The following is a 13,906-nucleotide window of genomic DNA, read 5'->3' as shown; positions in this document are numbered from 1 at the left end:
CCTAGCGCAGTTAAGTTAAGTCCAGTACGTTTCAACCCTACCCCCGCAGCTTCTTGATGCGTTCGGAAGGACTGATGACGTCCGTCAGACGAATGCCGAATTTTTCGTTGACCATCACCACCTCGCCATGGGCGATCAATGTGCCGTTGACCAACACGTCCAAAGGCTCCCCGGCCAGACGGTCCAGCTCGATCACCGACCCCTGGTTGAGCTGCAGCAGGTTGCGAATGGCGATCTGGGTATTGCCGACTTCCATGGAAATGGTGACCGGAATATCCAGAATCACATCCAGATCCGGCGCCCCCGGCGCGCTGGTTGGGAGCGTCTCGTCAAAGGTTTCGAACGACGCGGCGCGGATGTCGTCATCAGCGGCTTTTCCTTTCGCCTCCGCACTCTCAGCCTCCGCCATCGCGGCGGCCCATTCATCCTCTCTGTCGCCTTCAGCTTCAGTCGCTTCCTGTTCACCCAGCGCAGCAGCCCACTCGTCCGCCAGCGCTTCTTCTTCAGACTTCGTATCGTCTAAATCGTTTTCTTTATTGTCGTCGTCTTCAGCCATTGCGCCTCCTTCGTCGGCGTCGCCGCCGACCGCTTAATCTTATCTACAATCTTGAGCGCCAGATTGCCGTTGCACTGCCCTACCTTGGCGATGAATATCGGCACGCCGTTCGCTGTCACCGTAATGGTTTCCGGCATCTCCACCGGAATCACGTCTCCGGGCTTCAGCCTCGACAGAGAGCGCAAAGAAATCTTTTGTCTGACCACGGCGGCATTAAGCGGCACCCTGGCTTCCAGGATGTCCTGCTGTAAAGCGCTGATCCAGCGTTCGTCGACATCGTCGACGTCGCTCTGTACGCCCGCGTCGAGCACTTCGCGAATGGGCTCGATCATGGAGTACGGCATGGCCACGTGCATGTCTCCGCCGCCGCCGTCCAGTTCAATGTGGAAAGTGCTCACCACCACCACTTCGCTGGGACTGACGATGTTCGCCATGGCCGGGTTAACTTCTGAGTTGACGTATTCGAAGTCCACCTTCATCACCGCATTCCAGGCTTCCTTCATGTCATGGAACACCTGCTCCAGCACCATCTGTACGATACGGATTTCCGTCGGCGTGAATTCCCGTCCTTCGATCTTGGCGTGACGGCCGTCGCCGCCGAAAAAGTTGTCCACCAGCTTGAACACCAGCTTGGCGTCCAGGATAAACAGGCCGGTGCCGCGCAAGGGGCGAATCTTCACCAGATTAAGACTGGTGGGCACGTAAAGCGTATGAATATATTCCCCGAACTTCAGGATCTGAACGCCGCCGGAGGCCACGTCCGCATTGCGGCGCAACAGGTTGAAAAGACTGATGCGGGTATAGCGGGCGAAGCGTTCGTTGATCATCTCCAGGGTCGGCATGCGACCGCGGACAATGCGGTCCTGGCTGGTCAGGTCGTAACTGCGCACCCCCGCCGCATCGACATCCTCCTCGGTGTCGACGTCGCCATCGTCCACGCCATGTAAGAGCGCATCAATTTCGTCTTGAGATAATAAATCTTGCACAGCCCTACACCTTGACCCAGGGTCTAACAGGAAATGTTATGCATCTAGTTCTATCACCTGAGACGGGCCTATAACAAGCCCCGCCTGCAGGTCTGACAGCGTTTCAGCTCAGCGATTCGATACATCGCGCCCGCGGTTACTGCAACACGAAATTGGTGAACAGCACCTGCTCAATTTCTCCATTCACGCCCTGTTCCTTCAAGGCGGTATTGATGACTTCCTTCGACTCCGACAGCAGATCCTGCCGGCCCTGGTCCGTCTGTACGCCCTCGAAATCCTTGCCGCTGTACAGGTTGATCAGGCGGTTGCGAATCACCGGCATGTGCAACTCCACCCCGTCCAGCACGCCTTGGTTACGCGTCAGCAGACTGATGCTCGCCTGCAGGAATCGTTGTTTGCCTTTGTAGTCGAAAGTGACCACCAGCGGCGGACGCATGTCGTAATAGATAGCCTCCGCCTTCACCGGCGCGGCAGGTTCGCCGCCCTCAGCAGGAGTATCTCCACCGCCCTCATCGGGAGAAGACTTGAGCAGCATCATGGTCACTCCCACACTGGCCCCAATGGCGATCACCAGAATCAGTACGATGATAATGAGCAGCTTCTTGCTCATGCCGCCTGATTTGCCGGACTCCTCGCCGCCTTCTCCACTATTGTCTTTCGCCATAACTTAGTTTCCACCATCGACAGATAAACAGGTCACTGGGGAAGCCGCCGCCTCCTTGTCGATAAGTGTAGTTCATTCCTTTGATTTTTCAGTGAAAAACCATCAGACGTAATAATCCACCATGCGATCCGTGGCCAGCGCCTGCTCAATTCCCGCCACAGTTGCGCCGTCTTCATCCCCTTCGCCGGCAAACAGTCCGCCATCGGCGCCGCCGGATTCCTGACCGCTACCGGTTCCCGTCTGTTGCTGCTGACTGGAGACGTCAAACTGGGATAACTGCAAGCCTTGCTCCGCCAGCAATTCCCGAAGCCGGTGCGCCGTGCCTTCCGCCATGTCGCGTACGATGGCGTGAGGGCTTTGAATCTGTACATGGGCCTGGTCTTTCTGCACATGAATTTTCATTTCGATGGGGCCCAACTCCGGCGGATTCAGATGCACGCTGGCGGATTGAATCTTCTGTCCCACGAACCAGACCACTTTCTGCGCCATGCCCTCGCCCCAATCGTCTCCCTGCACCGGTTGCTGCAGTGTAGTGACATAAGGCGGCGCGGCCGCATCGACTTTGAATTCCGCTCGGATATTGGCGGCGACTCCGTGCAAGGCATTGGGCTTGGCCGCGCTCTGCGACTCCGCCAGCTTCAGCAGCGCGGCGTCCAGCGTCTCGCCATCGGCGCCAGCTTCCTGTTCGCCGCCATTGCCGTTTGCGGCAAGCGCCTGTGTCAGTTTGATCAGTTCGCCGCCCTTTTTGTCCCCCACCTTCTCTTCATCGCCCTCGACTCCATCAACGCCATCAACGGCGTCGTGCACCGCCCGCGCCAGAGGCGTCAGCGCATTTTGTCCGGTAGGATCCGCCCCTTCCTCTTTATCCCCCGACAATTCAGCCAAGGCCATCGCCTTGATGGATTCTTCATCGCCTTCCACTGAGGTTTGCTCTCCTGACGGCAATTTCACTCCGCTCTGCGGCGCGGTCTGATCTATATCCGTCAGCGCTGCTTGGGCGACAGCCACTGCATCCTCCGATGTCTTATCGTCATCAGGCGCTTTTTTCTCATCGCCTTTTTCCGCTTTGACGTCTTTCTTATCCACTTTGTCTGTCTTGTCCGCGACTTCCCGATCCAGCACCTCAGAGAAGCGATCATCCTTATCATTCATAGCGTTAGCCTCATCCCTCTGATTGCCTGACGGCTTCGGAGTCGATTTCGGCGCGACTTTGGGTATATCAATAAATGCCACTGAGCTGTCCATTTACTGTCCTCAAATCCAAGTTACAACTTACCTGCGGATGCAACGGGTCTCACCAGCGCCAACGCGGCAATCGCTGTCGCGAAAGCGGCAAAACCATTGTTTTGAGGGATAAATGCACAGATCAGGCCAAGTTACGCCAGAGCGGGATCAAAGCCTTTTAGAGAAGATAGAGAGGAGGAAAAAATAAACGCGGGATATTTCAACGCAAACAACCGACTCACACCGCCGGCGGGGACGATGCAGCGCCTGCTACACCTGTTCCCGTAATAAAGACTGTACGACTTCAAATTCCTGCTCGATGGAGTCAAACACTTCCCGCGCTTTCTCCATTTGCTTGAACTTGCCGATCAACTCGCCTTGCCGACACAGTTCGGACAGCGCCGGCAAGCCCAGATTGGTAGCGCTGCCTTTGATGCTGTGACAGCCGCGACTGAATGCGTCCGGGTCATTGCAGTCCAGCGTCGCGCGAATGGCGCGCATACGTTCGATTGTATCTCCGATAAAGGTCTCCACCAATATCTGAAAGTCGTCTTCCATTACTTCCCGCAGTTCCGCCAGGGCGCCCATATCAAGGTGAGACAGATCGTTCGAACTCATATTCAAGCTTGCCACTCATAATCCACTTCAACGATGTTGCCCTGACCGAAGTACTCCACGCGGCTGCACATGGAGAGCAGCAGGGCTGTGCCACGACCACTATAACAGGTCGGACCCGGTAATTTACCGTCGAGTTTCTGATAATCAAAGCCTTTTCCACTGTCTTCCACGCGAATCGTCAATACGCCACCGGCGAGCGCGCCTTTATGACGCACGTCCACCTTCACGAAATGACCATCCAGCTGACGAATACGCTCCTCGCGCAGACGGTAGTACTCCGCAAATCCATCCGGGCTGGCCTTGAGCTTGGAGTGCAGGCCCAGCACGCCATGCTCCAGAGCATTGGTGTAGAGTTCGCTGAGAATGGTGAACATCTCGCCATTGCGCGTGCGCAGGCCGGGCACTTCCATGACGATTTGCAACAGCAGCGGCACCGGGTCAAACACCGCCAGGGAATCGCTGCACAGTTCATAGGCCATGCGCCAGTGCTGCGGACCTTTGAGGCCGGTATTGGTGAGATAGTTGTTCTCTATCCCCAGCTCCTTCTCCGGCATCATGGTCAGCTCCACCAGCGTCAGATCGTCGCTGGGACCGCCCTCTCCCATGAAATCGACCACGGAGCGGCGGATTTTTTCAAACAGGTTCGGCTCCTGCAGATTATCCTCAAAGACTTGCTGCAGACGTTTTTCGCCAAACATCTCCCCCTTCGCGTTGGTCGCTTCGACAATGCCGTCCGACCACAAATACACCCGATCGCCATGCTTCATTTCAAAACGATAGGTGCGCGCGTCGAAGGCTTCGCCTTTGAGAATGCCAAGGGGTAAACGGTTGGAGGCGACCTTGAGCAACTGATCGCCCTGCACCAGGTAACAATCCGGCAAACCGCCGATCCAGATCTCGATTTCTTCCTGCTCGAAGTTCAGCTCCGCCATACAGGCGCAGCAGAAAAAGCCCACCGGCAGGATTTTACGCAGCTTCTGATTCACTTCCCGGAGGATATCTCCCAGCGCATAGCCTTTGCTGGTCATGCCATAGAAGATCTCCGCCAGCGGCATGGCGCCGATCGCCGCGGGCAAGCCATGGCCGGTGAAATCTCCCAACAGCACGTGCATGCCGCCGGACGGTTTCTGACAGGCTAACAACACGTCGCCGTTAAAAACCGCCAGAGGCGAAAGCAAATGTTTGATGTTGTTGGCGCCGAGGCAGCCCACATGGGCCACGTTGTCGAACACGGTTTTGGCGACCTGCTGCTCACGCACCATATGGTCGTTGTGTTCCGCGATCTGGTCCCGTTGCCGCAACAGGGTTTTATGCATGATCCGCATGCGGTTGAAAGCGTTGATCTTGGCTTGCAGGATAATGCGGTTATAGGGTTTTGACAGAAAGTCGTCGCCGCCCGCCTCAAGGCATTTGGCGAGCGATTCCGCGTCGCTGAGAGAGGTGAGAAAAATAATGGGAATCAAGTCTTCGCCGGCCAGCAACTTGATTTTCCGCGCCGCCTCAAAGCCGTCCATGCGGGGCATCAAGGCATCCAGCAGGACAATGTCCGGCCGGAACTCGGAGAATTTCTCGATAGCGTCGACGCCATCCACCGCCGTCGCCGTATCATGTCCCTGCTTTTTGACGATATTCTGCAGGATCATGCGATCCGACTGATTGTCGTCGGCGATGAGAATTTTCAGCGTTTTCTGGGACCCGAGAACGGACGAGGCCATTTCTGAGTCCAGGGATTGTTTCATAGCAATACCCGAAAGGCGCATAAATGGCGGAAAGTCCGTTTCAGGCGCCCGAAAACTGCGGGCGCTTTATTGAATAACAAACAATTGTTCAAAATTGGAAATCGTCAATATCTTCCTGACATCATTGTTGCAGTTCGTGATGCAGATTTTAGCGTTGTCGCCGCCTGCATAATCCCGCAATAACAACAGCATCCCCAAGGCGGAGCTATCCAGATACGTCGTCTCCGTCATATCGATCTTGTACTGCTCGAACGGTCCCTCAGGGTTTTCGTAAGCATCCCTGAATTCCTGGTGGGAACTGAAATCAAATCGCCCTTTAATGCGAATAGTCAGTTCGGCATTATCGTCAGAGCGGCTTGTCGTTATAGACATATTGCCTCCTTCTGTTGGCGCTCCCCTAATCAAACCATCAGGATCGGTTAGATCCATTCTGTGTTCTTTTTATTTGAAATTCAGGATATTACGAATAGTACGCAGTGAATTTCAATACTCATATTCTTACTAATTCATCAATAGCTGATTTTTACTAAATTTCCAGTTTTCATTCACTTGGCCACTATTTATCCACAGCCAAAAACTGACTTTCAGGCACATTTTCCGCCTGTTTCAGCTAACTCGCTAAAACCAAAAAACTTTTTCTACCGTATCTTAATGTCTGTTGTGATAGGCGCGTCGACCGACAGCATCGTCCAGGTTGCGCTGTTGCTTCTTGTCCTCGTAATAGGCTTCCTCTTTTTTGCAGCGATCAATAAAGTCCTGCATGTTATTTTTTTTCTGATACGCCGCCCGCCACACGTCCGTTTGTTGCGACAACTGCTGTTTCAACAGCAATAACTGCTGTTGCTGCTGCTCGATAGCCGAGCCCAGCCTGCTGATGAAGACATGATAGGTTTGGATATGACGCACTGAACGTACGCCGTTTTGAGTACCCCTTAATTCATCCTGATAATCACGCTGATAGGCGACCAGTTGCTCCAGCTTGCCTTCCGCCTGCTCCACTCTGCGTCGGATCTCGCCCATTTTCTTGCGCTCGTTTTCCTCGTCCCGCTCCGCCAGATCAAGCACCAGCGACAACCTTTGCGACTTCTTTTTCTCCGCCACGTTAAAGCACCTGAACTAAAGTGGAGTAACCTTATGGTTTCGCCGGGGCTCTGGGCGCGGCGCCTTGCGCCGGAGCCGGGGTGAACAATTGATTCAACCCTTGTGCGCTATCATTCAGCGTAGCGCGTTCCCGCAGACTTTGCTGTAAAAATTTGCGCATGTGGGGAAATCTTTCGATCGCATAATCGGTTTCTTTATCGGAGCCGGGCACGTAGGCGCCGACGCTGATCAGGTCCCGCGTCTGCTGGTAGCGGGCGTATAACTGCTTGAAGCGCTGCGCCCTTTGCAAGTAGTCCGGCGTCGTCACCTGAGGCATGACCCGGCTGATGGAAGCCTCGATATCAATGGCGGGATAATGCCCCTCCTCCGCCAGACGTCGGTTCAGTACGATATGGCCGTCCAGAATCGCACGCGCGGCGTCGGCGATGGGGTCCTGTTGGTCATCGCCTTCCGTCAGCACCGTGTAGAACGCGGTGATGGAACCGCCGCCGGGTTTGCCGTTGCCCGCCCGCTCCACCAGTTGCGGCAGTTTGGCGAACACGGAAGGGGGATAACCTTTGGTGGCGGGAGGCTCGCCCACCGCCAGGGCGATTTCCCGTTGCGCCTGGGCGTAGCGCGTCAGACTGTCCATCAGCAACAGCACGTTCTTGCCCAAGTCGCGAAAATACTCGGCGATGCGCGTAGTCAGAACCGCTGCGCGCAAGCGCATCAATGGCGAGTCGTCGGCGGGTGACGCCACGACCACCGCGCGACGCAGCCCTTCTTCGCCAAGAATATCTTCAATGAATTCTTTCACCTCACGGCCACGCTCTCCCACCAGCCCCACCACAATGATGTCCGCCGTCGTGAAGCGGGTCATCATGCCGAGCAGCATACTCTTGCCCACGCCGCTGCCTGCGAACAATCCCAGGCGCTGACCAATTCCTACGGTTAGCAGTGAGTTGATGGCGCGAATGCCGACATCGAGTTTTTCCCGGATCGGCGCACGGTGCAAAGGGTTGATCGGCGCACCGAACAATTCAACGTGATGCTCCGCCTGCAAAGGGCCGCGACCATCCAGTGGCTCGCCAGCGCCATCCAGCACGCGCCCCAACAGACAGGCGCCCACGCCAATACGCCCCACTCCGGACATCGGCTTCACTTTGGCGCCGGGTTGCAGGCCTTCCACCGCCGCCAGCGGCATCAGGTAGACCCGTTCATCGGAGAAGCCAACGACTTCCGCCTCGACCATGCGACCGCCGCGCACTTCGATCAGGCAGCGTTCTCCCAAAGTCATCGGACAGCCGACCGCCTCCAGGGTGAGTCCCACCACGCGGGTCAGGCGACCATTCAGCTCAGGACGCGCCTGAGCCGGCACGAAACGCTCGTAGTTGCGTAGCCGCTCAACCAGACTCATCGTCGCCCTCCGGCGTTTCCTGGGCCTCTGACGGCGCGTGATGCAGCTTGTCGGCCTCTATCTCCTCGGTCTTAGACGGTTCAGTATGCGCTTCGGGGACTGGCGGCGGCGCTTCCGCGTTTTTCTCCAGCAAGTCCCGGTGCAAGTCGCTCATCTCTCCCATCTGATCAGTGAAGTCTTTGGTTTCCTGCAAAGAAACATCGTCGCTATGACGGGACAGCATTTGCTGCACGGTGGTCTGGAATCGTTTTTCAACGGTGAAGTCCAGCAACGTATGACGGGTCTCCACACGGCACCCGCCTTCCATCAAAGCGGGGTCCGCCTGATAACGGGTTCCTCTTTCCGGCGGCAAGTGTTCTTTGGCGAACGCCAGGTCCTGCGGATGCAGATAGATGGTGACCAGCTCTTCTGTGTTGGGCAGCGCCGCCAGGGCCTCCTGCAGCACGCGCAGAATTTGCGAGCGGTCCACTTTCAATTCACGGAACACCACCGCCCGGGAGATCGCCAGCACCAGATTGAGCAGCGCCTCTTCCACCTCATCCTGATGTTTGCGAATCGGCGCTTCCAGTTCCGTCGCCAGCTCTTCGAAGTGGCTCAAGGCTTGGTCGATGGCGGCGCTCTTGGACTTCACCGCCTCGCTTTCGCCGGTCTTGCGACCCTGCTCCAGGCCTTGTTGCTCGCCTTTGCGTTTACCTTCAGCATGGCCTTGTTCAAAGCCTTTCTGAAAGCCTTCTTCTTTGCCTTGTTCAAGTCCTTCCTGATAAGCGCTCTGACGAATGTTCTCCAGTTCCGCCGCCGTAGGCGGTTTGATCTTGGGCGTTTCCTGCTGTTCCCCCATAACCGGTAATTCCCAACGCTCGTAGGCCGTCAGTTTTTCCTTGGGGATGGTTTCGGGTTGGTCTTTCATCGGCTGGCTCTGTTAGTGTGGCGTTGCACAGGCGACGGGCTTACAGCATTTCTTCGCCGCCGCCGCCCAGCATGATTTCGCCGGCTTCGGCCATGCGCCGCGCGATAGTGAGAATTTCTTTCTGCGCCGCTTCCACCTCGCTGATGCGAACGGGGCCCCGCGCCTCCAGATCGTCGCGCAGCAGCTCCGCCGCCCGTTTCGACATATTGCGGAAGATCTTTTCCTGCAAATCCTCTTCCGCGCCTTTCAACGCCAGAATCAGGTTATCGGACGACACCTCACGCAACAGGGATTGAATGCCGCGATCGTCCACATCCTTGAGGTTGTCGAACACAAACATGAGATCTTCGATCTGACTGCCCAGGTCAGCGTCCACATCCTTGATGGATTCCATCAACGGCGCCTCGAGGCTGGAGTCCATAAAGTTCATGATATCCGCAGCGCGTTTGACGCCGCCGATCCTGCTGGTTTGCGCTGAAGAGCCGCCGGAGAACTGCTTCTCCAGAATATTGTTAAGCTCCTGCAGCGCCTGGGGTTGAATCGTTTCCAGAGCCGCCACCCGCATGATGATGTCCAGACGCACTTTTTCATCGAAATTGGATAGCACTTCCGCGGACTGGTCAGGATCAAGATAGGAGATGACGATGGCTTGGATCTGGGGGTGTTCGTAGCGAATGATGTCTGATACCGCCCGCGCTTCCATCCACTTTAGCGTATCCAGGCCAGTCGTGTTGCCGCCCAGAAGGATACGGTCGATCAGGCTGGCGGCTTTGTCCTCACCCAAGGCCTGGGTGAGCATAGTGCGAATATAGTCGTCGGCGCCGATGCCCAGACCGGTCTGGCCGCCGACGGCTTCAAGAAATTCAGTGGTGACGTGTTCGACAACATCCTGAGTCACGTTCTGCAATTGCGCCATTTGCGCGCCCACACGCTGCACTTCCTTGGGGCCCATGTGTTTTAGAATCTGAGCGGCGTCCGCTTCGCCGAGAGACATGAGCAAAATCGCCGCCGATTCCACGCGGGAGACTTTGCGTACCGGTTTTTTCTCACCTTTCTCGTCACTCATCAGCCATTACCCATTGGCGAACAACCTGGGCCACTCGACCCGGATCTTCAGCAATCAGTCCTTTGAGCGCGTTAATCTTTTTCTCATATCCCTCAGAGGAGCCGGGCAATAAAAAATCGCCCGCTGCGTTTAAGCCTACACTTTCTCCCTCACCTACGCCAGAGCCCAGACTTTCCAGCTCAGCCAACCCATCTTCATCGCCGGCCAGCGCCAGATTCTTGGCGTCAGAGCCGCCACTGGAGAGGTTCTTGAAGGTTGGGCGAATGACTCCAAACACCAGTATCAAGACGATCAGGAAGGCCACGCCCCATTTGATCAGTTCACGTATCCAGGGCTGCTCCCACAGCGGCGCTTCATAGTCGCCAATCTCGACTTCCTCCGCCATGAAAGGCGTATTGATGACGTTGACGCTGTCGCCACGAGCGGCGGAGTAACCCACCGCATCCCGCACCAGGACGGTCAGTCGTTGCAGCTCCGCTTCCGGCCAGGCCTCAGTAGTAACTTTTCCGTCAGTACCGACCCGACGCAAGTCGTCCACGACTACCGCCACGGTGAGACGCTGGACTTTACCCTGATGCTGTTTAGTGTAGCTGACGGTGCGGTCCACTTCGTAGTTACGCACAGTCTGTTTGCGGATATCCGTGGCCTGACTATTGGCGGTTGCATTGGCGGCGGCGCCAGCGACGCCCGCCTGCTCCGGCACGCTGGCCACGCCTGGAGGCTGATTGGATAGAGCGCCGGGAACTCCCTGATTGCTGCCGGCGATACGCTGCTCGCCAATCTCCTGCTCGCTGCGCACAGCCTGAGGGTCTGGATTGAAGGTTTCCTGCGCCTGCTCCACGGCAGTGAAATCCACGTCCGCAGAAACTTCCGCGCGGAAGCGTCCTGGCCCCAATATCGGCTCCAGAATACTGTTCACCCGACCGGTCAGCACTTCTTCCATACGGCGCGCATACTGGAATTCACGGGAGGTTCTCAAGTCGTCTTCGGTCAAATTGTTCTGTGACAGCAGATTACCTCGCTGGTCCACCACCGTGACGTCTCGCTGGTCCATCTCCGGCACGCTGCCGGCCACCAGATTAACGATGGCTTCCACCTGATCCTGATGCAGACTGCGCGACCCGGTCAGCTCCACCAGAACGGAGGCGGATGGTTTTCGCTTGTCGCGCACAAACACGCTTTGTTTGGGTATCGCCAAATGAACCCTGGCGCTTTTCACATTACGCAGACTGGAGATAGTGCGTGATAACTCACCTTCCAGACCACGACGATAGCGGGTGGACTCCATGAACTGACTGGTGCCGAGTCCCTGATCTTTGTCGAGCAGCTCGTAACCCATGGTTCTGTCCTGGGTCACGCCTGCGGCGGCCAGACGCATTCTGGCGACGCTCACATCTTCCGCAGCCACCAACAGGGCGCCGGACTTGGGTTCTACTTTGAAGTGAATATTGCTCTGATTGAGGATGTCCGAGACTTCCGAGCTGTCGTACACGCTCATGTCCGGATACAGCGGCTGATAAGCGGGTTCATTGGCCCACAGGATGATGGCCGCTCCCATCGCGATGCTGGCGGCGACGCCCACCATCAACACCAATTGACGCAGCAGGGATAAACGATTGAACCCCAGCATCATATCGCTGCGGTTTTCCACCAGATCCACGTCGTTATTCTGTCCGCCCTGGGCGTCGACCTGTGCGGGAACGCTAGCCATTGTCCACCTCGATACTTGTTTACTGCTTTATTAGAATGACTGAGCCGATCAGATAGGCATTTTCATGATGTCTTCGTAGGCCTGGACCACCTTGTTGCGCACCTGGGTCAGCGCCTGAAAGGCCACCGACGATTTCTGCGAGGCGATCATCACCTTGGTCAGATCCGCTTGCGGGTCGCCCTGCTCATAGGCGGTTCTGAGGTCTGACGAGGTTTTCTGCAGGTCGTTGACGTTGTCCACCGCCTGCTTGAGCATCTGGCTGAACTCGGGAACTTCTTCAGGCTTGCGGGTGGGCTTCAACTGCTCAGCGGACAGTTCCTGCTCGACGCGCGCTGACTGCCGCATCTGCGCGCGCAGGTTACGGATATCCGCCAGCACATTGTTGATATCGACCCGATTTGTCATAACCGCCTCCACATTCCCAAGCTATCGAAACGTCTTGTCAAAATGTCGTCGAAAGCCGTTTCGTTTAAACTAGTTCTGCAGAAAACATACCAGTTTCAGCGCTTTCGCCATGCTGACCACGACGTTAGCAAGCCCGCGCCATTTGTTCGTCGATGTCGATGCCGGACTCACGCATACGGGCGATTTTGTAGCGCAACGTGCGCGGTGAAATGCCCAGCTTCTCCGCCACTTTATTGCGGCGTCCGCCCTCGCTTTTCAGCGTGTCGAGAATGATCTGAAATTCGCGCATGCGCATCTCCTGCCCCAATCCGCTGACGTCATCCACGTCCTCCATTTCGTCCATTGGCTCTGACATCGCCATCCCCGGCGCAAAGGGCGCGGCCAGGCTGTCCATACTGACGCCTTCCAGGCACACATCCGCGGCGGTGATCTGACCGTTTTGCTGCAGAATCAGGGCGCGTTGAATGGCGTTATCCAGTTCGCGCACGTTGCCCGGCCAGTCATGGTTGTACAGCGCCTGACGCGCGCCATCGTCGAAACGCACGAAAGAGAGTTTCATTTTCTGCGCATGGTTCGCCAGCAGGTGCTCCGCCAAAGGCACGATGTCCGCGCGACGCTCGCGCAGCGGCCGCCAGTGAATTGGAAACACGGACAAGCGGTAATAGAGGTCTTCCCGGAAACGGCCTTCCTGCACGTAGGTTTTCAGGTCCCGGTTGGTGGTCGCCAGCACGCGCACATCAAGACGAATGCTCTTGCGTCCGCCAATACGCTCTACTTCCCGCTCCTGCAAGACACGCAACAGTTTGGCTTGCAGGCCCAGGTCCATCTCGGAAATTTCATCCAGCAGAATGGTGCCGCCGTCCGCCTGTTCAAATTTGCCCGGCATGCTCGCGTAGGCGCCGGTAAAAGCGCCCTTCTCATGCCCAAATAAAATCGCTTCCAGCATGTTTTCTGGAATGGCCGCGCAGTTGATCGCCACGAAAGGCGCATTCTTACGGGCGGATTTACGATGGATATAACGCGCCAGCACTTCTTTCCCGGTGCCGCTTTCGCCGGAAATCAGCACAGTGGAGTCTGTCATCGCCACGCGCTGCGCCAACTGGAATATGCGCTTGCTGGCGCCGTCCACCGCCACCGGCTCGTCGGCGTTGGAGTCACCGCCGGCGCCGCCCATGTATTTTTCAATGGTGTCCAACAGCGTTTGCGGCTCAAACGGTTTGACCAGATAGTCCGCCGCGCCGCTTTGCATGGCCGCCACCGCCTGGCTGATCTGTCCATATGCCGTCATCAGCACGACCGGGACGCCGGGATATTGACGCCGTACTTCCAGCATCAACTCAAAGCCGTTCATGCCCGGCATGTTGACGTCGCTGATAATCATATCTACGGCGCGCTGCTCCAGAACGCTCAAGGCTTCTCTGGCGGAATCAACGCCGATATAGTCATACCCGTTCATTTCCAGCGTAGTGGTGAGCGCGTCCAGTAACTCCAGATCGTCTTCCACTATCAGCAGGGTCGGTTTATTCATGGCAT

The 13,906-nt window shown here is 56.6% G+C and carries 14 protein-coding genes; all 14 read right to left on the bottom strand.

The genetic code is table 11. From position 1 onward, the window contains the following. Positions 1-37 precede the first annotated feature (37 nt). Positions 38-556, bottom strand: coding sequence for a flagellar motor switch protein FliN (gene fliN / locus ONV78_RS11375; protein WP_216734951.1), 519 nt, complete (start codon positions 554-556; stop codon positions 38-40). Further along, the gene (fliM, locus tag ONV78_RS11370) at positions 520-1,542 is read right to left on the bottom strand and encodes a flagellar motor switch protein FliM (RefSeq protein ID WP_216734952.1); all 1,023 of its coding nucleotides are present in this window, start codon (positions 1,540-1,542) and stop codon (positions 520-522) included. The genes fliN and fliM overlap by 37 nt, the downstream gene beginning before the upstream one ends. Before the next feature lie 136 nt (positions 1,543-1,678). Then, entirely contained in the window at positions 1,679-2,206 is a 528-nt protein-coding gene (locus tag ONV78_RS11365) for a flagellar basal body-associated FliL family protein (protein ID WP_279503217.1), read from the bottom strand. Positions 2,207-2,308: 102 nt separating this feature from the next. After that, positions 2,309-3,358 carry a flagellar hook-length control protein FliK gene (locus ONV78_RS11360; RefSeq protein ID WP_279503216.1) on the bottom strand — a complete coding sequence of 350 codons (1,050 nt, stop codon included), beginning with the start codon at positions 3,356-3,358 and terminating at the stop codon, positions 2,309-2,311. Between the two features lie 342 nt (positions 3,359-3,700). Beyond that, complete coding sequence (locus tag ONV78_RS11355) at positions 3,701-4,048, bottom strand: Hpt domain-containing protein (RefSeq protein ID WP_279503215.1); 348 nt, start codon at positions 4,046-4,048, stop codon at positions 3,701-3,703. A 2-nt stretch (positions 4,049-4,050) separates the two neighbouring features. Then, positions 4,051-5,787 carry a SpoIIE family protein phosphatase gene (locus ONV78_RS11350; RefSeq protein ID WP_279503214.1) on the bottom strand — a complete coding sequence of 579 codons (1,737 nt, stop codon included), beginning with the start codon at positions 5,785-5,787 and terminating at the stop codon, positions 4,051-4,053. Positions 5,788-5,853: 66 nt separating this feature from the next. Next, positions 5,854-6,159, bottom strand: coding sequence for an STAS domain-containing protein (locus ONV78_RS11345; RefSeq protein WP_011398930.1), 306 nt, complete (start codon positions 6,157-6,159; stop codon positions 5,854-5,856). 276 nt (positions 6,160-6,435) lie between these two features. Continuing rightward, entirely contained in the window at positions 6,436-6,888 is a 453-nt protein-coding gene (fliJ, locus tag ONV78_RS11340) for a flagellar export protein FliJ (RefSeq protein ID WP_216734957.1), read from the bottom strand. A 31-nt stretch (positions 6,889-6,919) separates the two neighbouring features. Next, a complete protein-coding gene (gene fliI, locus ONV78_RS11335; protein ID WP_127969096.1) occupies positions 6,920-8,284 on the bottom strand; it encodes a flagellar protein export ATPase FliI in 1,365 nt (454 codons plus the stop codon). After that, a complete protein-coding gene (locus ONV78_RS11330; RefSeq protein ID WP_279503213.1) occupies positions 8,271-9,191 on the bottom strand; it encodes a flagellar assembly protein FliH in 921 nt (306 codons plus the stop codon). The genes fliI and ONV78_RS11330 overlap by 14 nt, the downstream gene beginning before the upstream one ends. Before the next feature lie 40 nt (positions 9,192-9,231). Beyond that, the gene (fliG, locus tag ONV78_RS11325) at positions 9,232-10,257 is read right to left on the bottom strand and encodes a flagellar motor switch protein FliG (protein ID WP_127969094.1); all 1,026 of its coding nucleotides are present in this window, start codon (positions 10,255-10,257) and stop codon (positions 9,232-9,234) included. After that, on the bottom strand, positions 10,250-11,968 hold the full coding sequence (fliF, locus tag ONV78_RS11320) for a flagellar basal-body MS-ring/collar protein FliF (RefSeq protein WP_279503212.1): 1,719 nt from the start codon (positions 11,966-11,968) through the stop codon (positions 10,250-10,252). The genes fliG and fliF overlap by 8 nt, the downstream gene beginning before the upstream one ends. A gap of 48 nt (positions 11,969-12,016) precedes the next feature. Then, positions 12,017-12,373, bottom strand: coding sequence for a flagellar hook-basal body complex protein FliE (gene fliE, locus ONV78_RS11315; protein ID WP_127969092.1), 357 nt, complete (start codon positions 12,371-12,373; stop codon positions 12,017-12,019). 124 nt (positions 12,374-12,497) lie between these two features. After that, a complete protein-coding gene (locus tag ONV78_RS11310) occupies positions 12,498-13,901 on the bottom strand; it encodes a sigma-54 dependent transcriptional regulator (RefSeq protein ID WP_216734961.1) in 1,404 nt (467 codons plus the stop codon). Positions 13,902-13,906: the final 5 nt, after the last annotated feature.

The sequence above is a fragment of the Hahella sp. CR1 genome (assembly GCF_029813005.1).
GTDB lineage: Bacteria > Pseudomonadota > Gammaproteobacteria > Pseudomonadales > Oleiphilaceae > Hahella.
This window is presented reverse-complemented; position numbering and strand designations above follow the sequence as displayed.